At 43.0% G+C, this 20,301-nt stretch carries 24 protein-coding genes, 1 tRNA gene and 1 other annotated feature; of the genes, 20 read left to right on the top strand and 5 right to left on the bottom strand.

What is annotated here, in order from left to right:
- Positions 1 to 145: 145 nt before the first annotated feature.
- Both ECA01S_RS06060 and ECA01S_RS06055 read left to right on the top strand, forming a co-directional pair.
- Entirely contained in the window at positions 146 to 415 is a 270-nt protein-coding gene (locus tag ECA01S_RS06060) for a DUF1858 domain-containing protein (RefSeq protein WP_067392651.1), read from the top strand.
- On the top strand, positions 375 to 1,682 hold the full coding sequence (locus ECA01S_RS06055; RefSeq protein WP_067392648.1) for a DUF438 domain-containing protein: 1,308 nt from the start codon (positions 375 to 377) through the stop codon (positions 1,680 to 1,682). Before ECA01S_RS06060 ends, ECA01S_RS06055 begins: the two co-directional genes overlap by 41 nt.
- 271 nt (positions 1,683 to 1,953) lie before the next feature.
- Here ECA01S_RS06055 and ECA01S_RS06050 read toward each other — a convergent pair.
- A tRNA-Arg gene (locus ECA01S_RS06050) sits at positions 1,954 to 2,027 on the bottom strand.
- 163 nt (positions 2,028 to 2,190) lie between these two features.
- Positions 2,191 to 2,262: a sequence feature (ribosomal protein L21 leader region), on the top strand.
- A 17-nt stretch (positions 2,263 to 2,279) separates the two neighbouring features.
- On the opposite strand from ECA01S_RS06050, the gene rplU reads away from it, so the two are divergent.
- The 4 genes from rplU (at position 2,280) to ECA01S_RS06030 (ending at position 3,855) form a co-directional block, all read left to right on the top strand.
- The gene (rplU, locus tag ECA01S_RS06045) at positions 2,280 to 2,588 is read left to right on the top strand and encodes a 50S ribosomal protein L21 (RefSeq protein WP_067392645.1); all 309 of its coding nucleotides are present in this window, start codon (positions 2,280 to 2,282) and stop codon (positions 2,586 to 2,588) included.
- A 31-nt stretch (positions 2,589 to 2,619) separates the two neighbouring features.
- Complete coding sequence (locus tag ECA01S_RS06040; protein WP_067392643.1) at positions 2,620 to 2,958, top strand: ribosomal-processing cysteine protease Prp; 339 nt, start codon at positions 2,620 to 2,622, stop codon at positions 2,956 to 2,958.
- Between the two features lie 13 nt (positions 2,959 to 2,971).
- A complete protein-coding gene (gene rpmA / locus ECA01S_RS06035) occupies positions 2,972 to 3,262 on the top strand; it encodes a 50S ribosomal protein L27 (RefSeq protein ID WP_067392640.1) in 291 nt (96 codons plus the stop codon).
- A gap of 170 nt (positions 3,263 to 3,432) precedes the next feature.
- Positions 3,433 to 3,855, top strand: coding sequence for a universal stress protein (locus ECA01S_RS06030; RefSeq protein WP_067392638.1), 423 nt, complete (start codon positions 3,433 to 3,435; stop codon positions 3,853 to 3,855).
- 34 nt (positions 3,856 to 3,889) lie between these two features.
- Here ECA01S_RS06030 and ECA01S_RS06025 read toward each other — a convergent pair whose 3' ends face one another.
- Together ECA01S_RS06025 and ECA01S_RS06020 are read right to left on the bottom strand one after the other, a co-directional pair.
- Positions 3,890 to 4,180 carry a hypothetical protein gene (locus ECA01S_RS06025; protein ID WP_067392635.1) on the bottom strand — a complete coding sequence of 97 codons (291 nt, stop codon included), beginning with the start codon at positions 4,178 to 4,180 and terminating at the stop codon, positions 3,890 to 3,892.
- A 39-nt stretch (positions 4,181 to 4,219) separates the two neighbouring features.
- Positions 4,220 to 4,435 (bottom strand): DUF3955 domain-containing protein, encoded by a 216-nt coding sequence (locus ECA01S_RS06020; RefSeq protein WP_067392632.1) that lies wholly within the window; start codon positions 4,433 to 4,435, stop codon positions 4,220 to 4,222.
- Between the two features lie 282 nt (positions 4,436 to 4,717).
- On the opposite strand from ECA01S_RS06020, the gene ECA01S_RS06015 reads away from it, so the two are divergent.
- The 6 genes from ECA01S_RS06015 to ECA01S_RS05990 all read left to right on the top strand — a co-directional run bounded on the left by ECA01S_RS06015 (position 4,718) and on the right by ECA01S_RS05990 (position 12,260).
- The gene (locus ECA01S_RS06015; protein ID WP_067392630.1) at positions 4,718 to 5,683 is read left to right on the top strand and encodes a LacI family DNA-binding transcriptional regulator; all 966 of its coding nucleotides are present in this window, start codon (positions 4,718 to 4,720) and stop codon (positions 5,681 to 5,683) included.
- 16 nt (positions 5,684 to 5,699) lie between these two features.
- Entirely contained in the window at positions 5,700 to 7,079 is a 1,380-nt protein-coding gene (locus ECA01S_RS06010) for a glycoside hydrolase family 1 protein (RefSeq protein WP_067392627.1), read from the top strand.
- A gap of 177 nt (positions 7,080 to 7,256) precedes the next feature.
- Entirely contained in the window at positions 7,257 to 8,795 is a 1,539-nt protein-coding gene (locus ECA01S_RS06005) for an ABC transporter permease/substrate-binding protein (protein ID WP_067392625.1), read from the top strand.
- Positions 8,792 to 9,745, top strand: a complete 954-nt coding sequence (locus ECA01S_RS06000; protein ID WP_067392622.1) for an ABC transporter ATP-binding protein — start codon at positions 8,792 to 8,794, stop codon at positions 9,743 to 9,745. Before ECA01S_RS06005 ends, ECA01S_RS06000 begins: the two co-directional genes overlap by 4 nt.
- Positions 9,742 to 11,061: a dihydrolipoyl dehydrogenase family protein gene (locus ECA01S_RS05995; protein WP_067392619.1), complete on the top strand. Its 1,320-nt coding sequence runs from the start codon at positions 9,742 to 9,744 to the stop codon at positions 11,059 to 11,061. Before ECA01S_RS06000 ends, ECA01S_RS05995 begins: the two co-directional genes overlap by 4 nt.
- Positions 11,062 to 11,210: 149 nt before the next feature.
- Complete coding sequence (locus ECA01S_RS05990) at positions 11,211 to 12,260, top strand: DUF1002 domain-containing protein (RefSeq protein ID WP_067392617.1); 1,050 nt, start codon at positions 11,211 to 11,213, stop codon at positions 12,258 to 12,260.
- A 53-nt stretch (positions 12,261 to 12,313) separates the two neighbouring features.
- Here ECA01S_RS05990 and ECA01S_RS05985 read toward each other — a convergent pair whose 3' ends face one another.
- A complete protein-coding gene (locus tag ECA01S_RS05985; protein WP_067392614.1) occupies positions 12,314 to 13,261 on the bottom strand; it encodes an ABC transporter substrate-binding protein in 948 nt (315 codons plus the stop codon).
- A gap of 178 nt (positions 13,262 to 13,439) precedes the next feature.
- On the opposite strand from ECA01S_RS05985, the gene ECA01S_RS05980 reads away from it, so the two are divergent.
- The 4 genes from ECA01S_RS05980 (at position 13,440) to rpsN (ending at position 16,574) form a co-directional block, all read left to right on the top strand.
- On the top strand, positions 13,440 to 14,231 hold the full coding sequence (locus tag ECA01S_RS05980) for an ABC transporter ATP-binding protein (RefSeq protein WP_067392611.1): 792 nt from the start codon (positions 13,440 to 13,442) through the stop codon (positions 14,229 to 14,231).
- Positions 14,228 to 15,232, top strand: coding sequence for a FecCD family ABC transporter permease (locus ECA01S_RS05975; RefSeq protein WP_067392608.1), 1,005 nt, complete (start codon positions 14,228 to 14,230; stop codon positions 15,230 to 15,232). Before ECA01S_RS05980 ends, ECA01S_RS05975 begins: the two co-directional genes overlap by 4 nt.
- Positions 15,229 to 16,215 carry a FecCD family ABC transporter permease gene (locus tag ECA01S_RS05970; protein ID WP_067392605.1) on the top strand — a complete coding sequence of 329 codons (987 nt, stop codon included), beginning with the start codon at positions 15,229 to 15,231 and terminating at the stop codon, positions 16,213 to 16,215. The genes ECA01S_RS05975 and ECA01S_RS05970 overlap by 4 nt, the downstream gene beginning before the upstream one ends.
- A gap of 89 nt (positions 16,216 to 16,304) precedes the next feature.
- Positions 16,305 to 16,574 carry a 30S ribosomal protein S14 gene (gene rpsN, locus ECA01S_RS05965; protein ID WP_067392602.1) on the top strand — a complete coding sequence of 90 codons (270 nt, stop codon included), beginning with the start codon at positions 16,305 to 16,307 and terminating at the stop codon, positions 16,572 to 16,574.
- 32 nt (positions 16,575 to 16,606) lie between these two features.
- Here rpsN and ECA01S_RS05960 read toward each other — a convergent pair whose 3' ends face one another.
- Positions 16,607 to 17,434, bottom strand: coding sequence for a metallophosphoesterase (locus tag ECA01S_RS05960; protein WP_067392599.1), 828 nt, complete (start codon positions 17,432 to 17,434; stop codon positions 16,607 to 16,609).
- Positions 17,435 to 17,599: 165 nt separating this feature from the next.
- Between ECA01S_RS05960 and ECA01S_RS05955 the strand changes: the two genes are divergently transcribed.
- From ECA01S_RS05955 to nusB, 4 genes are all read left to right on the top strand, one after another.
- Complete coding sequence (locus ECA01S_RS05955) at positions 17,600 to 18,661, top strand: M24 family metallopeptidase (RefSeq protein ID WP_067392596.1); 1,062 nt, start codon at positions 17,600 to 17,602, stop codon at positions 18,659 to 18,661.
- A 95-nt stretch (positions 18,662 to 18,756) separates the two neighbouring features.
- Positions 18,757 to 19,314 (top strand): elongation factor P, encoded by a 558-nt coding sequence (gene efp, locus ECA01S_RS05950; protein WP_067392593.1) that lies wholly within the window; start codon positions 18,757 to 18,759, stop codon positions 19,312 to 19,314.
- 10 nt (positions 19,315 to 19,324) lie between these two features.
- On the top strand, positions 19,325 to 19,750 hold the full coding sequence (locus ECA01S_RS05945) for an Asp23/Gls24 family envelope stress response protein (protein ID WP_067392591.1): 426 nt from the start codon (positions 19,325 to 19,327) through the stop codon (positions 19,748 to 19,750).
- Positions 19,743 to 20,183 (top strand): transcription antitermination factor NusB, encoded by a 441-nt coding sequence (gene nusB / locus ECA01S_RS05940; RefSeq protein WP_067392588.1) that lies wholly within the window; start codon positions 19,743 to 19,745, stop codon positions 20,181 to 20,183. Before ECA01S_RS05945 ends, nusB begins: the two co-directional genes overlap by 8 nt.
- Positions 20,184 to 20,301 lie beyond the last annotated feature (118 nt).

The following is a 20,301-nucleotide window of genomic DNA, read 5'->3' as shown; positions in this document are numbered from 1 at the left end:
ATAATTTGTGACAGAAAGTAACCTCTTGTAAGGGAAAACTCTAATTCGTGAAAGAACGCACGATAGGACTTGTTTTCCCTCGTAAAGCGCAGTATGGTAAGAATGATTCTCAATTAGAATCAATTGCTATGAGGAGGCAGCTGTTTTGAAAGAACTTGATCTGAATCAATCTGTCTACGCCTTAATTAGCCAATACCCCGAAATTAAGACGATTATGGTGGGGTTAGGCTTTAAGGATTTAGAAAACCCGGCAATGCTGAATACCGTGGGGCGATATATGACGCTTCCCAAAGGAGCGCGGCTTAAAAAAATCCCATTGCCTGAAATTATTGCCACATTCGAAGCACAAGGCTTCGTCATTATAGGAGGACCTGATGGAAACCAACACAGTAGCACGTCAGAAAAAAATCGTTGAAATATTGCAACTACTACACGCCGGCGGTGAATTTGAAGAGGCGAAACGCCTATTTAATGAATCCTTTGATGGTGTTGATGTCACCGAAATCACGGCAGCCGAACGCGAGCTGATTCAAAGTGGCTTAAATCCCAGTGAAATTCAGCGTTTATGTAATGTGCACGCTGCAGTCTTTAAAGGCTCAATTACCGATATCCATCGTTCCAATTACGAACATGAACAACCAGGACATCCGGTTCACACGCTGAAGCTAGAAAATAAAGTGATTCAGTCACTAATTGATGATGAGATCCGCTGGACATTTGCTAAATTAGAAAAAGGCGACTGGTCAGTTAAGGAACGGTTATTGACAGCCCTAAAGGATTTGCAACAGATTGACAAGCACTATACTCGTAAAGAAACGCTGATTTTTTCTTACATGGAAAAATACGGTATTAGCGCACCGCCCAAAGTTATGTGGGGTGTCGATGACAGTATTCGTGAAGCCCTTAAAGAAGTAATTGCCTATGGGGAAAACGAGCGGGCGGCAGTGAATCCACTGAGAGAAAAGCTGGAGGCCGCGTTGACCGAAATTGAAGAAATGATTTTCAAAGAAGAAGAAATCATGATTCCTATGACCCTAGATGTCTTTTCTTTGGCAGATTGGGAAAAAATTGCCCGTGATAGCGAAGACATTGGCTATGCTTTTATTCCAGAACCACTACCATGGAAAGCCAGTGCAGCGGCTCTGGCAAAAGAAAAGGAAGTTGAGCCTGAGCGACAAGCAGCGATTCAGCGGGCAAAGATGACGACGGAAGCCATTAAAGAAAATCTTTCTGAGCCAGAAGAGCCTCATTTTGATTGGGAAGCAACACAAGGAAGCCAAGATAGTATTGTCTTACCAACGGGCGTATTGAAAATGAATCAATTGATTGCTATGTTTCAAACCTTGCCGGTGGATCTGACCTTTGTGGACGCCCAGGACCGGGTGCGTTTCTATTCAGAAGGGAAAGAACGGGTCTTTCCTCGTACGAAATCGGTTATTGGTCGCGAAGTGGTGAATTGTCATCCACCAAAAAGTATGCACATGGTCCAACAAATTTTGGATGATTTTCGTAGTGGTGTCCGTGATACCGCTGATTTTTGGATCGATATGCGGGGTAAAAAAATCTATATCCGCTACTTTGCTCTGCGGGAAGCTGATGAGTATTTAGGTTGTTTAGAAGTGACGCAAGAAGTTTCTGAAATCATGAACTTAGAGGGACAAAAGCGTTTGTTAGATGAATAGGCTGAAGCTAAAACGACTCTACTGAACCAATTAGTAGAGTCGTTTTATAAAAAAATAAGGCAGATATTTCACTACTAGTGAAGTATCTGCCTTATTGATAAGTATCAAGACGTTCCGATGTAGATTTTGCGTCCAAATATTTTTACCATTGCAATCCCTCCTACATATAGATACGCAAGAGAGTGGATAAAAAAAAGGAAGTCATTTGGCACATATTTGGCACACGCATAAGGTAAAGTGCTGATATGAAAGACTTTTGGACGTTTAAAAACGTTCCAGGAGGGATTCGAACCCCCGACCGTTCGCTTAGAAGGCGAATGCTCTATCCGGCTGAGCTACTGGAACAGACGCAACATGAATATTATAGAAAAACAATGCCGTGATGTCAATCAAGTTTCTATGTTTGGCTGTTATTTTTCTTTAATAGGTTGCCTGCATAGCTGAAAATCGAAAGCAGTTGACGTTGCAGGCTAATTTTGATATGATACTAATGTTGTAATTGTGGACTCCACAGCTACAACCGCTCAGAACAAGTATTAAGCACGGAATGTCACTTGGGATGGCGAGTCTAAGTCTAATGAAGGAGGTGCTTTACGCATGTACGCAATTATTAAAACTGGTGGTAAACAAGTCAAAGTTGAAGTTGGTCAAGCAATCTACGTTGAAAAATTAAACGTTGAAGCTGGCGAAAAAGTAACATTTGACGAAGTAATCTTAGTTGGTGGTGAATCTACTAAAGTTGGTGCGCCAACTGTAGCAGGTGCAACTGTTGTAGGTACTGTTGAAAAACACGGCAAACAAAAGAAAGTCGTAACTTTCAAATACAAACCTAAAAAACACTCTCACCGTAAACAAGGTCACCGTCAACCATACACAAAAGTTGTGATTGACGCGATCAACGCGTAATTTCTAAATTCTTGTGAAAGAAGGCCTTCCTATGATTAAAGGTTCTTTTAAACGTAATGAGTCAGGACACATCACATCGTTTGAGTTAAGTGGCCACGCAGAAGCGGGTCCTTACGGAAGTGATATTGTCTGTGCTGCTGTTTCTGCTTTAGCTTTCAGTACCGTAAATGGGATTGAAGCGTTGTCTGGTATCGAACCATTGGTAGAGATGGACAACGAAAATGGTGGTCAGCTCTATGTTGAAATGCGCCGTGACATCACGGGAGAACAGACCAACATTTCACAGATCTTATTAGAAAATTTATTATTGGGATTACAAGCTGTCCAAGCGGAAAATCCTGAATTTATCGACATTAAAACAATCCATTAGGAGGTGCAGACCTATGTTAAAAATGAATTTACAATTCTTCGCCCACAAAAAAGGGGGCGGTTCTACTTCCAACGGTCGTGATTCTGAATCCAAACGTCTAGGTGCTAAACGCGCTGATGGCCAAACCGTTACAGGTGGTTCTATTCTTTACCGTCAACGCGGTACAAGAATCTATCCAGGCGTAAACGTTGGTATTGGTGGAGACGACACATTGTTTGCTAAAGTTGACGGCGTCGTACGTTTTGAACGTAAAGGCCGCGACAAAAAACAAGTTTCAGTTTATCCAGTAGCACAAGAAGCTTAATTATTAAATAGCTCTAACTCTTGATATATGAGAGTTAGAGCTGTTTTTTTTGCTATATTCTTGCTATTCTTTCCAGAAGTCACTCGAAACTGATAAATACATCATATTTACGAAAAAAATTCTCTCTTTTTAAATAAAACACGTTATAATAAAGGTGAGGAGGGAGTGTCATGACAGCAGTTTATTTAGTGGCGTTAGATGGGTCGCAGCAAGCAGATAAAGTGGTGAGAAAGGCAGTAGCAGAAGCGCAACGGTCTAGGGCACGCCTGATTTTATTTAGAGTATTGGAAACGCCAGATTATTTATTTGAAGTTACTGGTTATCCTAAAATCATTCAGAAAACGCGTGATTTCTTGGAAGAGGCTTTAGCAGACTTGCAACAAGAGCTGAAGCAGCAATACCCAGAATTAGAAGTGAGCTATTATCTACAAGAAGGTAAGCCTACCCGCTGTATCCAACAGTTCGCGGCAGATGTGGAACCTGTGGATCGAATTATCATGGGTATCACGGGAGAAAGCGAGCAAAATCTTACGGGATCAACCACGGCCTATATCGTTAACCATGCCCCTTGTGATGTATTAGTGGTCAAATGAAAAAAGCCATCTTACCGCGGTAGGATGGCTTTTTTTAGATTCCGGTAATAATACCAGCTAGCTTTAGCAGATAGACGACAAAAATCGCCAAATTGCCTAGTAGCGAAAACATAATCAGACCAAAGCGTAATGTCCAAATAGAGTACCAGCCACCATCATAGCTACGGCGCGAGCGGGGACCATGGTAAAGAAAGGCAGCGATAATCGTAAATAGTAAAAGCGCACCTTGAATCACGCAGGCCAGAATCAAAGGGATCGTAGCATTGGTAACGAAGCTGTAAAGAACTAGCGCAGCAATGCCGGTAATGATTGCAATCAGTGTCAATAGACTCACTCCTTAATAGAGAAAGTATACCATGCAGCGTTACTTTTTGGGAGAATGAGGCTGTTTTTTTGCTGATCGTAGGGCGCCTACAAAAGTCAGTACAAAAAGGAACAAATTGAGATAGCCCAAAGGAATGCAGAAAAAAGCTGGTTCTACTAACATTCCGTTAGGATCGATATGACTTCCAACTAAAGCGGAGGTTAAGAAAAGTCCAATTGTTAATAGCAGAAAAACGAGCGAGAGCCAATATTTCATAGGGAGTCCTTCTTTCATTTTGAATGAATGCGGTGAACGTGGATGGCAGGAATCGAACCTGCACCTAATAAATGAAACAATGGGCTTTGTCTCATGAAGTCTAACACCAAGTTTCATCCACCAATTGATTATGTGCTAACTATAACCAATAAAACTAAACGAAAGCTAAAAAATATGCGAAGAGTTTTTGAAGATGCTTAAGAAAACATGAAGAGAAATTAACTTAAACTTGAATCGTTTCAAGTTATCGTTTATACTAAGCTTGCGAAAGGAGGCGTTGGCATGGCGACAATTCAAGAGGTTGCTCAGCATGCGGGAGTCTCGGTAGGCAGTGTCTCCAACTATTTGAACGGGCAGAAACTTCGGGCGCAAAACGCCGAAAAAATTAAACAAGCCATCGAAGAGTTAGGCTATCAAGAAAATTTTTTTGCGAAAAGCTTAAAAGCCAATCACAGTATGACCTTAGGACTGCTGGTGCATAATCTCCAAAGTCAGTTTAGTGCTGGGGTAGTTGGGGCAATCGAAAAGGTTTGCGATGAGCATGACTATGGTTTATTGATTACAAGTCATAATGGTGATCCAGTGCGGGCCCAGGCTAAAGTAGCATTTTTAGAATCTCGTGGTGTAGATGGTCTGATTACCTTTGAAACGGAAGATCATTGGCTTACCACTAAGAAAAATGTCGGTGTTTCCATCGTTAATCCAGCGCAGCAACTCTTTCCTAGTGTGTTGACAAATGAGCGGGAAAGCGTGGCACAAGTCATTACGAAGATGATTGCAGTTGGCCATCGTAAAATTGGTATCATCGCATCTCCACAAAGTGATTATACGGCCCAAGAACGTTTGAAAGGGTATTATGATGCGATGGCACAGGCCGAGCTACCAGTAGCTTCAAAGTGGGTAGGGTTTGGTGATTATTCTCGCCAAAGCGGTTTTCAAGAAATGACGAAGCTGTTAGCCGCCGGTGTCACTGCTGTTTTTGTCTGCAACTATAATATGTCGTTGGGAGCCTTACGGGCAATTAGAGAGGCGGATATTCCCATTGGGACCGAGCTATCTTACGCTAGCTTTGGCTATTTTGACGCCAGTGAGCTGTTTACGCCTAAGTTGACGATTATTCGGCAGCCGTTAAATGAAATGGGTCGTCAAGCGACGTTGATGGTTTTGGCTCAGCTAAAAGGTGAGCAACCCGTTACGGTTACACTACAAAATGATATTCTTTGGCAGGAATCAATCCAGCCGATTTAATATAGGAGGAACCAACATGAAACAATTTCCAGAAAACTTTTTATGGGGCGCAGCTGCCTCAGCACCGCAAACAGAAGGCCATAGTTCTAAAAATGGCAAGTCACCTTCAACTTGGGACAAATGGTTTGAACTAGCACCTGAAAAATTCAACGCTGATCAAGGGCCTGAAAACACGTCCAACATGTACGAGTTTTATGCTGATGATATTAAGCGGATGCGGAAAATCGGCATGAATTCTTTCCGGACGTCGATTGCCTGGACCCGTTTATTACCTGATGGTAAAACGCTAAATCCAGAGGCAGTCGCATTTTATCGAGACTATTTTACCAAAATGAATGAGGCCGGCGTGAAACCAATCATGAACCTGTTCCATTTTGATATGCCGTGGTGGTTGATGGAAAAAGGTGGCTGGGAAAACCGGGAATCTGTCGAGGCCTTTGGTTTTTATGCCAAAACAGCTTTTGAACAATTTGGTGATTTAGTTGATATGTGGACGACATTCAACGAACCAATGGTGCATATTGAATCCGGTTATTTGTACGGCTACCATTATCCCGCAATTCATGATTTTAAAAAAGCTGTCCAAGTTGGCTATCATACGTTGATGGCGCATGTTGCGGCAGTTGAAGCTTTCCGACAAGTAATGCCAAAGGGCCAAATCGGTATTATCCTGAATGTTTCGCCAGCCTACAGTCGTAGTGACGAGCCGGCTGATTTAAAAGCGAAAGAAAATGCTGATTTATTAAATATCAAGAGCTTTTTAGACCCAGCTGTTTTTGGGACAGTACCGGAAAAATTAGTGACACTTTTAGCTGAAAATGAGCTGTTGCCGGTAACGGAAGCGGCAGATAAAGCACGGATGGCAGCGAATACTGTCGACTTTATTGGTTTAAACTATTATCAGCCAGGTCGCGTACAAGCACCGACGAATCCTAAACAGCCAGCCCAAGACGTGAGTGATTTATTTGCACATTATGACTGGCCGGATAAGAAAATCAATCCTTACCGCGGCTGGGAAATCTATCCAGAGGCGTTATACGATGTCGCAATCATGATGCGAGATGAGTACCGAAATATTCCTTGGTATGTTTCTGAGAATGGGATGGGTGTCGCTGACGAGGAGCGCTTTATGGATGAGTCAGGAGAAATTCAAGATGACTATCGCATTGAATTTATGATCGACCATCTAAATTACCTGCATCAAGGGATTGAAGCCGGCAGTCAGTGCTTTGGTTATCAAGCCTGGACCTTTGTTGATTGCTGGTCATGGCTGAATGGTTACCGTAATCGTTACGGCTTCTACCGTGTTGATTTAGAGGATAATTATAAACGGACCGTGAAAAAAAGCGGTCACTGGTTCAAAGAATTAGCAGAGCGTAATGCTTTGCCAGAATAAAAAGTTTTCGCCTTCCGTTAGTCGAAGTCTAACGGTTGGTGCTCACTGTTGAACGCTACCTGCCGGGTGGCGTTTTTTTGTGTCCTGAATAAACCGTATCTTTCGAATTATTTAAGCCTCTACGATACAATGAAGGAGTAGTCTACATTAGCAGATTATTGAAGACAGGAGGCAATTATGAATTCATTGATACAAACCTTTACTGAACGTAAAGAACAATTGGCAAGTGCCTTAATTGAACATATTAGTATCTCGCTGATTGCATTACTTTTAGCGATGCTGATTGCGATTCCCTTGGCGATTTGGCTCGTACGGTATAAAAAAATGGCCGAAGTTATGCTGCAAGTCACTGGTGTTTTGCAGACGATTCCGTCACTGGCGTTACTAGGGCTATTGATTCCCTTTGTAGGAATCGGAACGCCACCAGCTATTATTGCGTTAGTGATTTACGCTCTATTACCAATTTTTCAAAATACTTATATTGGCTTAAGTGAAATTGATCCATCCTTAGAGGAGGCGGCGGATGCTTTCGGGATGAGCCGCATGCGGAAATTGCGAAAAGTAGAGCTACCAATTGCGTTACCCGTGATTATTTCCGGGATTCGGACTGCGTTGGTCCTAATTATTGGGACAGCTACTTTAGCGGCTTTGATTGGGGCTGGCGGTTTGGGGACCTTTATCCTACTGGGAATCGACCGCAATGATACGAATCTGATTTTGATTGGGGCGATTAGCTCCGCTTTATTAGCAATCATTTTCAGTACAGCTATCCGTTTGCTGCAAAAAGCGCGTCCTCGGACGACCTTAATCAGTTTAGCGGCACTGTTTCTCTTATTAGGTGGGATCGGGTTATCTCAATCACAGATGTTCCAAAAAGAAACCGTCACGATTGCCGGCAAACTGGGAGCAGAGCCAGATATTTTAATCAACATGTATAAAGAATTGATTGAAGCGGAGACAGAAGATGTGACGGTCGAGCTGAAGCCTAACTTTGGGAAGACTTCTTTTCTTTTTAGTGCGTTGGAGCATAATCAAATTGATATCTATCCAGAGTTTACAGGTACCGTGCTGGAGTCGTTAGTTGAGGTTCCTAAGGCCCAACAAGGACAGGTTTTCAGTTCGGAGGAGACCTATGAGCTAGCCAAAAAATTGTTAGCTGAGCAATACCAGATGGACTTTTTGGCTCCGATGGCCTACCAAAATACCTATGCTTTAGCTGTTAAGCGGAGCTTTGCAGAAGAGCATGAGCTAAAAACAATTTCAGATTTGATTAAAGTGCAGGATCAGCTGCATGCCGGTTTTACGTTAGAGTTTATTGATCGTAGTGACGGCTACAAGGGTATCCAAGAAAAATATCAATTGAATTTTGAAGTCAGTTCAATGGAACCGGCATTACGCTATACCGCCATTAACAATGGCGATGTCAACCTCATCGATGCCTACTCGACTGATAGTGAAATCAAGCAGTATGATTTAGTTACCTTAGAAGATGATCAGCATCTCTTCCCGCCATACCAGGGAGCTCCCGTATTACGGCAAGATTTTGCGGAAAAGCATCCTAAAATCGTAGCTAGTTTGGAAAAATTAAAGGGACAGATTACCGAGGATGAGATGATTGATATGAACTATGCGGTCAATGTAGAAGGCCAGCAACCAGACCAAGTAGCTCATGATTATTTAGTGAAAAAAGGCTTGATCGGAGGTGGTCAGCAATGAAAGAATTGATTGTTTTTGATCATGTCGGCAAAACATTTAATGGCAAAAAGGCCTTAGCTGACGTTTCCTTTGAAATTAGAACCGGTGAAATTTTTGTCTTAGTGGGCTCATCTGGTAGTGGCAAAACGACGTCACTTAAAATGATGAATGCCTTACAAGTACCGACGGATGGCGATATTTATTTTAAAGGCAAGCGTGTCAAAGAGTACGATATTCAAAAACTGCGTTGGCAGATGGGGTATGTGTTGCAACAAATTGCGCTTTTTCCGACTATGACGGTTTTGGAAAATATCGAAGTTATCCCCGAAATGCTAGGCTGGTCCAAAGAAAAACGCAACGCCAAAGCGCGCAGTCTCTTAGAGGCGGTCCATTTAGAACCTGACGTTTATGCCAAACGCATGCCAAGTGAACTATCAGGTGGGGAACAACAACGAGTCGGGATTTTGCGCGCTTTGGCAGCCGAACCAGATGTGGTCTTGATGGATGAACCTTTCAGTGCCTTGGACCCGATTTCCAGGGATCAGCTGCAGAATTTATTGTTGGATCTGCACAAACAATTTAAAAATACCATCGTCTTTGTCACGCATGATATGAATGAAGCGATGAAATTAGGCGATCGCATTGCGGTGATGCATGAAGGAGAGTTGATCCAGTGTGATACGCCTGAAAATATCGCGTTACACCCTAAGAGTGCCTTTGTAGCAGAATTTTTCAAAGGAACAGAAAAAACTTGGCAACCAGAAGGACAACCCGTAAGCTTTTTACAAGAGCAAGGTTATGTTAGTCACGATACGGCTAGCGAGCTGCCACTAGCTCAGACTACGACCCCAATTAGCGGATTATTTAGTCAACTGGCCCAAGCTGGCGGCGTACGCCTGGATGCAGAAACGGTTCTGACGGCGCAAGATGTCTTACGTTATTTAGCAGATTCAAAGGAGGATGCGCAATGAAAAAAGTTGATGTAGCCATTATCGGTAGCGGACCAGCGTGTTTATCGTTGGCCTTCGATCTAAAAAGTGCCGGTAAGACAGTAGCAGTGGCAGAAGAAAATCTCTGGGGCGGGACTTGTCCTAACCGAGGGTGTGATCCTAAAAAAATCTTGATGGCTGCGGAAGAAGCACGAGGGAAAATTCAGCACTTAGTTGGGAAAGGTTTTCGGGAAGTTCCGGCGATTGATTGGTCAGAGTTAATGGCTTTTAAAAAGACTTACACGGATCCTATTTCGCCCGATCGAATCAAAGGCTTTGAAGAGAGCGGCATTGATCATTACCAAGGACGTGCTGTCTTAAAGGATGCCCACACAATCCAAATAGGTACTGAGGAACTGACAGCGGAAACCATCATTTTAGCAACGGGACAGCGGGCACGGTTACTAGATATTCCTGGAAAAGAACATTTTCTTACCAGCACAGATTTCTTAGCTTTAGCAGAATTGCCTAAAAAAATCGTCTTTTTAGGGGCCGGTTATATTAGTTTTGAATTAGCCGCCATAGCCAATGTCTGCGGTGCTGAGGTAACCATAGTTCATCATAATGCGACACCATTGCGGGGCTTTGATCAAGAGTTGGCTGAAAAATTAGTAACGCAATTGCAAGCAGCAGGTATCCATTTTCGCTACAATGAACAAACGGAAAGTCTGGAAAAAACAGCCACTGGTTTCCGTTTAAAGACCGATCAAGCAACTTACGAAGTGGGCGCTGTTGTCTGTGCAACTGGCCGGATTGCCAATGTAGACGGTTTAGGTCTAACGGCATTAGGCATTGAGCATAGCGCTAAAGGCGTCGTTGTCGATGAATATTTACGAACGACGCAACCACATATTTTTGCCATGGGGGACTGTATCGCCAAAAAAGAACCCAAGATGACACCTGTTGCGGGCTTTGAAGGTCGCTACCTTAGCCAATACTTTGCCGGTAATACCGAACCAATTCACTACCCACAAGTTCCGACTGCCGTCTTTACGGTTCCAACACTGGCGCAGGTGGGGATTACCCGGCAAACAGCTGAACAAAGCGAAGAGTATACGATTTCTTCAGTGGATATGACTAGCTGGTACAATTATTTTAGAACAAATGACCCAGCGGCATTTGCCACGATCATCAAAGATCAGGCTGGCAATATTGTCGGCGCAGCTACCCTAAACGAAAAAGCAGATGAATGGATCAATTTAATGACCATGATCATCAATTTGAAAGTTCCAACTGAAAAAATCAATCAGCTGATTATGGCCTATCCTTCGGTAGGAAGCGATCTGCAATATTACTAAGAATCTGGATCCGAGGCTTGTCAAGAGTCGCGGGTCCTGCTCTTTTCTTAAGTATTTATAACGAAAGTAAATGATTACTAAAAGACTGCCTGAGTTCGTGGCAATTTTCCATAGGTTCGTTATGATAAAGAGGAGGAGTGTGATTTATCATGAAAAAAATAGTATTAGGCGTGGCTGCCCTACTTTTAATAGCAACCGCGGTTCCCACCAGTCAAGTTTGGGCGGATAGTCAGGACAGTCAAACCACCGCAATCGATGAGCGCTGGGGGAAACCAACATTTGTAGCTGGTGCCGGGCTTTCACAAAGCCAAATCGACGAAACCATGAAATTATTAGGGATTACTAAAGATGAGGTCAAAAGCGATACGGCGACTGGCGCTGATTTGATCCATTATCTTGGTTCAGGTAGTGGCGATGATAGTGCCATGATCAGTTCCGTGGTCGTAAAAAGAGAAGACAAGGGCAAAGGGATTAACGTTGAGATTGTAACCCCTAAAAATATCACAGTCATTACCGCTGACCAATACAAAAATCCCCTAGTAACCGCCGGTATCACGGATGCTACGGTTAAAGTCGCCAGTGTTGTCCCTGTCACGGGAGAAAGTGCCTTAACGGGGGTTTATAAGGCTTTCCAAGTCAATGGAGAGACTGTTGATGCAGACCGGGCTCAGTTGGCCCAAGATGAGCTGGACACGACAACTGAAGTTTCTAGCAATATTATTGATAAGGCAAATTCTGAAAATAGCGATCTAAGTGCTGATGAAAAAGCGAAAGCGGAAGAAGCTTGGAAAGCGCAAGTCAGTCAAGCTTTAGTAGACATCAAAAAAGAATTAGCTGAAATCAAAGAAAAGCAAGGCGAACTAGCCACCAAAGCTGACATTGAAAAAATCGTCAATGATGCGTTAGCTAAAAATAATCTTAGCCAATATGCCAGTGAGGCAGATATACAAAAATTGACGACCTTAGCTGAAGGATATCAATCAACCGATGGTGTTTTAGATAAAGAATCGTTAGCTCAATTGGATAAAATCAGCGAAGGTTTTAAAGATACCGTCAATCAATTGGGAGACCAATTAGGCTCCTTTGGTGAAAAGCTAGAAGGAACCTTACAGGATAATCAAGGTTTCTTCACCAATCTTTGGCAAGGAATCCAAGACTTCTTTAGAGGCCTTGGCAATTGGTTCAGTAATCTTTTCTAAATAATAAAAAAACTGTCAGGAACGTGCTGTTAAAGCCGTACCTGACAGTTTTTTTAGTTTAAGAGACTCTTTTTCACGTCTTCAATCATTTTAGTATTGGCAATTGGACCATTGTATAGCCAGCTTGATTCTGGACCAAATTCATGCACATTGCCAGCTTTAACGGCCGGAATATTTTTCCAAAGATCCTCTTGGAAAAGACTGGCTTTAGGATCGCTGTTGACGATGAAAAGGTGATCGGCATCAAGTTGCGATAATTTTTCTAAAGAAACAGCATTCCAGTCAGCAGTGGCTTCTTGGCTGATTTCTTTGACAAGTCCAGGAACGGTCATCCCCAAATCACCGTATAAAACCGCCCCACTAGAACGTGTTTCGCTCACCATAAAGGCTTGATTATTGACAATCCATAAAACAGCCGCGGATTGATCGCCTTTTTTCTCAAGGGCTGTTTTAGTTTCTTTCGCTAAAGCGTCATAATCAGCTTCGACTTGTTTTGCTTCGGTTTCTTTCCCTAAAACTTTTCCGACATCGGCTAATTGTTCACGCCAATTGACAGTTTCGCCATTTTTAACCACGTAAGTTGGCGCGATTTTGCTATATTCATCATATTTGCCACCCTCTACCAAACCGGAACTGCTGATTAAAAGAAGGTCTGGTTCAAAACTTAAAACATCTTCATAAGGTAAGGCATAGTCAATCGTGGGAATATCTTTTAATTCATCTTGTAGATAGAGTTGGATACTGCTATTGTTGACTGTCCATTGTGCAACGGGCTTTTCATCTAACGCAACTAGATAATCCTCCAAATAACTCGCGATGATGCGCTTCGGTTTTGCTGGAACAGTGACTTCGTGTCCTAGACTATCCGTCAAGGTGCGCTCAGTAGCCGCCGAGCTTTCAGTGGTGGAGCTACTAGAATTACCAGAACTACCAGCGCCACAACCGGCTAAAAGTAAGGCGCTAGCTGCAAACGCAGCAATCCCAAATACTATTTTCTTCATAACAAACTCCTCTAAATTTTTTAATTGATAACGATTCTCATTATCTATTATGGCGGAAGAAAAGTCAATTTGTTTTGGAGTTTAGCTCAAATTGCTTTTTATCCCAGGCTCTTTTATAATAAGGCGAGTATTGAGAATAATTCTCAATGTTGTACATAATTGTAAAGGATGACTTTTTGTGGATATTTTATCGATCAATCAATTAGAGACTGGCTATGATCGGACAGTTGTAAGTCAAGGGCTGGACCATCATTTTGAAAGCGACACAATTACCAGCATTATTGGTCCGAATGGCTGTGGCAAAACCACATTGTTAAAAACCATTGCTCGAATTTTGCCAAATTTGTCAGGCTCAGTCTTATTGAATGGTAAGCAATTGAATCAATATTCTAGTAAAGAAATTGCCCAAGAGTTGGCAATCTTGTCACAGACTTCTGAGACGCAAATCGACTTATCAGTTTTTGATTTGGTTTCTTTTGGTCGTTACCCCTATCAATCTGGTTGGCACAGTTTAGATAAGGAAGATGAAAAGGCGATTCAATGGGCTCTTGAGGTGACGGGCTTGACGGCCATTGCGCGGCAATCGGTAGCAACTCTTTCAGGAGGACAGCGGCAACGGGTTTGGATTGCAATGGCCTTAGTGCAGGATACCGACATCGTTTTACTAGATGAACCGACTACTTATTTGGACCCGGCGCATCAATTAGAAGTTTTAAATGTGTTGAAGATGATCAATATGGAACGGAAAAAGACAATCATCATGACAATCCATGACATTAACTTGGCTTCACGTTTTTCTGATCAGATTATCGCCATGAAAGAGGGGCGGATTGTAAAAGAAGGGACACCTGGTGAAGTGATTACTGAGCCCTTGTTAAAAGAAGTTTTTGATATTACGGCGGAAATTATTTGTCATGCTAAAAGTCAGCGTCCGCTTATGGTGAGCTACGAAGTGGGGTCGACGGTATGATGCGAGAATGGCGCAGCAATCTGGCTTTATGGTTGCTGGTGGGGCTTGTTTTATTAGCTGTTTCTAGCATTTTGATTCTGGTGAATGGAGCAGTTAAAGTGCCAACGGCAGAAGTCTGGCAGTCCTTCACTGACTTCGATAAAAGTAATCAGCTTCATCAGATTATTCGCAATCTGCGTCTGCCAAGATTATTAGGTGGTATGTTAGTTGGCGCAGCCTTGGCCACTAGTGGCACCTTGATGCAGGGAGTTACGCATAATCCTTTGGCGGATGCAGGTTTGTTGGGCATCAACGCTGGTGCGGGCTTAGGCCTGGCCTTAACCTTCGTTTTTTTTCATACCCCTTCGCAAAGTCTGGTTTTTGTGGCTGCCATTCTGGGAGCCGGGATTAGTGTTGGCTTGATCTTTTTTGTAGCCAAGCAGACGAAGCTCGGAATGTCACCCCTACGAATGACATTAGTTGGTGCCGGTATCAGTGCGCTATTTGTAGCCTTAAGTCAGGCACTAGCCCTACAATTTGATTTGGGCCAAGATTTACTGTTTTGGACGTTAGGCGGCGTGGCTGTTATTACCTGGTCACAATTACAAGTGGCAGCACCTATTTTTATGGTTGCTCTTTTATTGGCAGTTATGAATGCTTCTTCCGTTACCATTTTACGATTTGGTGATGAGGCGGCCATCAGTCTGGGGAAAAACCCTCAACGTCTGCGGTTGTTGCTAAGCTTGGTTGTCTTATTGCTAGCGGGGACGGCAGTAGCTTTAGTCGGTGCTATCAGTTTTGTCGGGTTGATCGTCCCTCATTTTTTGCGCCGCTTAGTGGGGGATAATTACCGGAAATTAGTGCCGCTTTCGATTGCTGGCGGTGCGTTGTTGGTGATTTGGGCTGATTTTTTAGCACGGATCATCAACCCGCCTTTTGAAACCCCGTTTGGTATCTTAATTGCGGTGATTGGGATTCCTTTCTTTTTATTATTGTCACGTAAAGGAGGAATCGGCGGATGAAAAAAGCTTGGCTTTTCGGTAGTGTGCTCTTGATTGGGCTCTTGATTGTAGTTAGTTTAACGCATGGCAAGTTGGCAATTTCCTTTTCAGCTTTGCTGCAAGTTTTTCTGGGTGAGGGCACTAAAGCGCAACAGCTCTTAGTCATTGATTTTCGGCTACCACGGATTTTGATTGCGATTCTGGCGGGCAGTGCCTTAGGTGTCAGTGGCACGATTCTGCAAAGTATCACACAGAATCCATTGGCGGATTCAGGTATCTTAGGGATTAACGCGGGGGCTGGTTTGGCCGTGCTGCTATTCATCAGTTTTGTTGAAACCAGTGGCAACGTCCCCTTATTACTCCCTTTCGTTGCCTTAGTAGGGGCATTGCTTAGTGCTGGGTTGATTTTTGCGGCTGCTTATAAACCGCGGATTGGCATCACACCCTTGCGTATGGTTTTGACAGGGGTGGTGTTAAGCATCGGGATTACAGCCATCAGCTTATTAGTGACGAGTCAGATTGACGCAGAAAAATATCGGTTTGCGGCTTTGTGGCAGGCCGGAAGTATTTGGGGAAGTAACTGGACCTTTGTTTGGGCTTTGTTACCTTGGTTGCTTGCGCTGTACCCATTAGTTTGGCGCCAACACCGAGTGTTAGACATTATGCAATTAGGGGACGAAACGAGTATTTCTGTTGGCATAGCGGTGAAAAAAAGTCGGAGTCGTTTACTATTACTGGCGGCGGCCTTAGCTGGAGCAGCCGTTTCAGTGGCAGGTGGCATCGGTTTTCTAGGCTTGATTGCCCCTCATATCGCCCGTCGTTTAGGCTTCAAAAAACATTGGGAGCTTTTTCCAGCGGCGGCTATTTTAGGCGCGTTGATTTTGTTAGCTGCTGACACAGTCGGCCGCCTTTTGCCGGGAACTGGCGAACTTCCAGCAGGGACAGTCGTGGCGATTATTGGGGCACCTTATTTCCTCTATTTGATGGTCAAAGAAACAGTTTAAGTGTAGCGAGACAGAATGATTGCCAAAAAGCTTACTTCGTAGTATAGTTGCAAAACGGAACAATTACACTTTATAAAGAAGGAGCTTTTATGGCAAAAAAATCAAAAATTGCAAAATTTAAAAAACAACAAGCTTTAGTTGCTCAATACGCTGAATTACGTCAAGAATTAAAAGCCAACAAGGACTATGCTGGTTTAGCAAAATTACCTAAGGATGCTAATCCTAATCGTTTGAAAAATCGCGATTTGATTGATGGTCGTCCGCGTGGTTATATGCGTAAATTTGGTATGTCTCGGGTCAACTTCAGGCAACACGCTCACTTAGGTGAGATTCCTGGCGTCAAAAAAGCAAGTTGGTAAAAAAACGACTGTTCACTGAACAGTCGCTTTTTTTATAGGTTGATATCGAAGCATTCAATGCGAGGAGGCACTCCAAAACGTAGTGGTAACGCGGTAGTACCGATACCGCTGGAAACGTAAAGCTTGGTAGGTTGAGGTCGTTCTAATGTGTAAAAGCCTGCAGTATAGTGTTTGGCTAACTGGTTTTTGACGGTAAAGAAAGGCAGTTTGACTTGACCACCGTGGCTATGTCCTGAGAGGACCAGCTGAACATTCTCGTTAGTCAAGTAGTCGGCTAAATCGGGCTCATGGGCTAATAAAATACTGTAATCACTTTTGGGCATTGTCAAAAAAGTTTCCTGTAAGGCGGCATTGCCTAACAGACCATCATCCACGCCCGCTAAAAATAGCTGGTGCCCGCCAGTTGTCGCGACTGTCCGTCCTTCATTTAAAAGGACCGTAAAACCGCCGGCATTCATTACTTGGTGATATCCTTGAGCGGCGCCCCCACCATAATCGTGATTCCCGTAGACGGCAAACTTGCCTAAGGGTGCATTTAACTGTCCTAGCAAATCAGCTGCTTCGCTAGGACCATATTGACTGAAATTGTCAAAAAGATCCCCGGTAAAAACAACGAGATCAGGCTTTTGAGCATTTATTTTGTGAATAACTTTTTCAAAATCGTTTAAAGTGAAGAACCGGCTAAGATGGACATCGGAAAACTGAACGATGCGCACCGTTTCACTGGATTGTTTGTTGGCTGTTAAGGAATGTTGCCCCACCACAAGTCGTTTGGGTTCAATAAAATGTGCGTAGAGGATGAGACTGCATCCTACTAGCAGCAAGCTAATAATTAGCGTCATAATCTGTCGTCCTTTCATAAAGACCTCCTTACTTTAAGCATAAGCTAACCCTAAGATCTTGTCACTGGACTTGGTTCTTTCTTAAAACTTTTAAGAAAACATACAGCTTCGGACAACTCTTTCCCCTTAAAACGCGAAACTTTGTTATAATAGCCATGAATTGTTTAAGAGAGGATGGAGAATATGTACCGAGTAGATAATTTACGTAAAGCAATGAAAAAAGATGGGTTGGATGCTTTTTTAGTGACTAGCATGTACAACCTGCGTTACTTGACTAACTTTACTGGAACAACTGGCTTAGCCGTTATCACCCAAGAGAAGGCTTATTTTGTCACTGATTTCCGCTATACCGAACAAGCGGCCGCCCAAGCACAAGGCTATGAAATCGTGCAAAACCAAGGACCTATCTTTGATGAAATCGTAAAAATTGCTGAACAAGACCAACTGAAAAATTTGGCTTTTGAAGAAACTCAAGTGACTTTTGCGGCGTATAGTCAATTAGAAGAAATCGTTCCTTGCGATTTGATCCCAGTAGCGGGCATGATTGAAGGATTACGGGAAGTCAAAGATGAAGACGAAATCGCCATTATTGAAAAAGCTTGTGCGATTGCGGATCAAGGTTTTGAATATGTCTTGAAGATGATTAAACCAGGCATGACTGAAATCGAAGTGGCGAACCAACTAGATTTCTATATGCGTTCTTTAGGTGCCAGCGGCGTTTCCTTTGACACGATTGTCGCTAGCGGCTTGCGTTCGGCTATGCCTCACGGGGTTGCCAGTGAAAAAGTCATTGAAAAAGGCGACTTGATCACGTTAGATTTTGGTTGCTACTACCAAGGGTATGTTTCTGATATGACGCGGACATTTGCTATTGGCGATCCAGGCGCAAAATTGAAAGAAATTTACCAAATCGTATTGGATGCTCAGCTAAAAGTTCTAGATGCGGCGCAACCTGGCTTAACTGGTGTCCAATTAGATGCCATTGCGCGGGATTATATTACTGAAAAAGGTTATGGAGATGCTTTTGGTCACTCCACTGGTCATGGTATCGGGTTAGAGATCCATGAAGGTCCTAACGTTTCTCGTTTGGCTGAAAAACAATTTGTTGTTGGCAATGTCATCACAGATGAACCCGGAATTTACTTACCAGGTATTGGCGGCGTTCGGATTGAGGATGATTTGCTAATCACAGAAACAGGGAACCAGGTCTTGACACATTCACCGAAAGAATTGATCATTCTCTAAGGCACCTTTCGTTATAGCGTGTTATCTGAAGAAATGGTAAACTAAGAGGGTAGGAGGCAGTCTGCTGCCTAGTCGGAGAGTAGGAGGAAACGATCATGATTTCAGTAAATGATTTTAAAACAGGTTTAACTATTGAAGTTGATGGCGGAATTTGGCGTGTCGTAGATTTTCAACACGTGAAACCCGGCAAAGGAGCTGCTTTCGTCCGTTCGAAATTAAAAAATTTGCGAACAGGTGCTGTTCAGGAAAAAACATTCCGCGCCGGTGAAAAAGTGGCAAAAGCCCAGATCGATAATCGTAAAATGCAATATTTGTATGAATCTGGTGGCAACCATGTGTTTATGGATTTAGAATCTTATGAACAAATTGAGATCCCAACAGAACAAATTCAAGATGAGTTGAAATATATGTTAGAAAACATGGAAGTCAATGTCATCATGTACGGTTCAGAAATTTTAGGAGTAGACTTGCCAAACACGGTGGTGTTGGAAGTCGCTGAAACAGAGCCAAACATCAAAGGGGATACGTCTTCTGGTGGAGGAAAACCGGCAACAATGGAAACAGGCTTGAATGTCAACGTGCCATTCTTTGTAAACCAGGGCGATAAATTGATTATTAATACAACCGACGGGACTTACGTGTCTCGCGCATAGGAGGATCAAGATGGCAGAAGAACGTAACTTAGTCATTGAAAATAAAGACAACTTGGGCGAAATCGTCATCGCGCCAGAAGTCATCGAGATCATTATTGGGATCGCAGCTTCTAAAGTTGAAGGTGTTTATGGGATGCGAGGGACATTTGCTTCCAATGTGACCGAATTGTTGGGTCGTGCTTCCCACGGTAAAGGAGTCTACTTGAAAATCGAAGAAGATGGTTTGAAAATCGACATCTATTGCTACCTAAACTATGGCGTTTCAGTGCCTAAAGTAGCACTGGAAATGCAAGAACGAGTGAAACAGCAAGTTCTATTTATGACCGATCTCGATTTAGCAGAGGTCAATGTTCATATCGTAGCTGTTGTGCCAGAAAAACTAGCAACACCTGACTATGATGAATTATTCAATGATGAAGAGGAAGAAAATGAGTAAAGAATTAAGCCGTCACGAAATTCGTGAGAAAGCCCTACAAGCATTGTTCCCACTGGATTTCAATGTGGACTTATCAAAACAAGATGCGATCCGGGAAGCACTTTTGCTGGATCATGAAGAATTACTGAATGAAGAAGGCGATGCTTTTGTCCCCGTGTACTTGGATACATTGGTAGGCGGCGTTTGTGCAAAGCAGCATGAATTGGATGAAGAAATCACGAAGCATCTAAGTGCTAAGTGGACATTAAATCGTTTAGCTAAAATGGATTTAGTGATCTTACGCATGGCTATTTTTGAAATGCGTTATGTGGACGATGTGCCCGCTACGGTCGCTCTAAACGAGGCCTTAGAATTGGCTAAAGAATTCAGTGATGATCAATCACGCCGCTTTATCAATGGTGTGTTGTCAAATGTAATGAAAGACTCGGAATAATTTCGAGTCTTTTTTCGTGACCTGAAAAACGGAGTTTCTTAATGAAATTTGGAATAAAGGCGGTATTTTAACGCAACTTTATCTTTTTTCTAGGAAAGCTATGATAGAATAAAGCCAT

Source organism: Enterococcus canis NBRC 100695 (genome assembly GCF_001544375.1).
In the GTDB taxonomy this organism is placed as follows: domain Bacteria; phylum Bacillota; class Bacilli; order Lactobacillales; family Enterococcaceae; genus Enterococcus_H; species Enterococcus_H canis.
This window is presented reverse-complemented; position numbering and strand designations above follow the sequence as displayed.

What these genes read in the sequence shown, in the direction of transcription:
- ECA01S_RS06055 (WP_067392648.1), top strand. Translation starts at nt 375, where the DNA reads ATGGAAACCAACACAGTAGCACGTCAGAAAAAAATCGTTGAAATATTG.
- rplU (WP_067392645.1), top strand. Translation starts at nt 2,280, where the DNA reads ATGTACGCAATTATTAAAACTGGTGGTAAACAAGTCAAAGTTGAAGTT.
- ECA01S_RS06040 (WP_067392643.1), top strand. Translation starts at nt 2,620, where the DNA reads ATGATTAAAGGTTCTTTTAAACGTAATGAGTCAGGACACATCACATCG.
- rpmA (WP_067392640.1), top strand. Translation starts at nt 2,972, where the DNA reads ATGTTAAAAATGAATTTACAATTCTTCGCCCACAAAAAAGGGGGCGGT.
- ECA01S_RS06030 (WP_067392638.1), top strand. Translation starts at nt 3,433, where the DNA reads ATGACAGCAGTTTATTTAGTGGCGTTAGATGGGTCGCAGCAAGCAGAT.
- ECA01S_RS06020 (WP_067392632.1), bottom strand. Translation starts at nt 4,435, where the DNA reads ATGAAATATTGGCTCTCGCTCGTTTTTCTGCTATTAACAATTGGACTT.
- ECA01S_RS06015 (WP_067392630.1), top strand. Translation starts at nt 4,718, where the DNA reads ATGGCGACAATTCAAGAGGTTGCTCAGCATGCGGGAGTCTCGGTAGGC.
- ECA01S_RS06010 (WP_067392627.1), top strand. Translation starts at nt 5,700, where the DNA reads ATGAAACAATTTCCAGAAAACTTTTTATGGGGCGCAGCTGCCTCAGCA.
- ECA01S_RS06005 (WP_067392625.1), top strand. Translation starts at nt 7,257, where the DNA reads ATGAATTCATTGATACAAACCTTTACTGAACGTAAAGAACAATTGGCA.
- ECA01S_RS06000 (WP_067392622.1), top strand. Translation starts at nt 8,792, where the DNA reads ATGAAAGAATTGATTGTTTTTGATCATGTCGGCAAAACATTTAATGGC.
- ECA01S_RS05995 (WP_067392619.1), top strand. Translation starts at nt 9,742, where the DNA reads ATGAAAAAAGTTGATGTAGCCATTATCGGTAGCGGACCAGCGTGTTTA.
- ECA01S_RS05990 (WP_067392617.1), top strand. Translation starts at nt 11,211, where the DNA reads ATGAAAAAAATAGTATTAGGCGTGGCTGCCCTACTTTTAATAGCAACC.
- ECA01S_RS05985 (WP_067392614.1), bottom strand. Translation starts at nt 13,261, where the DNA reads ATGAAGAAAATAGTATTTGGGATTGCTGCGTTTGCAGCTAGCGCCTTA.
- ECA01S_RS05975 (WP_067392608.1), top strand. Translation starts at nt 14,228, where the DNA reads ATGATGCGAGAATGGCGCAGCAATCTGGCTTTATGGTTGCTGGTGGGG.
- ECA01S_RS05970 (WP_067392605.1), top strand. Translation starts at nt 15,229, where the DNA reads ATGAAAAAAGCTTGGCTTTTCGGTAGTGTGCTCTTGATTGGGCTCTTG.
- rpsN (WP_067392602.1), top strand. Translation starts at nt 16,305, where the DNA reads ATGGCAAAAAAATCAAAAATTGCAAAATTTAAAAAACAACAAGCTTTA.
- ECA01S_RS05960 (WP_067392599.1), bottom strand. Translation starts at nt 17,434, where the DNA reads ATGAAAGGACGACAGATTATGACGCTAATTATTAGCTTGCTGCTAGTA.
- ECA01S_RS05955 (WP_067392596.1), top strand. Translation starts at nt 17,600, where the DNA reads ATGTACCGAGTAGATAATTTACGTAAAGCAATGAAAAAAGATGGGTTG.
- efp (WP_067392593.1), top strand. Translation starts at nt 18,757, where the DNA reads ATGATTTCAGTAAATGATTTTAAAACAGGTTTAACTATTGAAGTTGAT.
- ECA01S_RS05945 (WP_067392591.1), top strand. Translation starts at nt 19,325, where the DNA reads ATGGCAGAAGAACGTAACTTAGTCATTGAAAATAAAGACAACTTGGGC.
- nusB (WP_067392588.1), top strand. Translation starts at nt 19,743, where the DNA reads ATGAGTAAAGAATTAAGCCGTCACGAAATTCGTGAGAAAGCCCTACAA.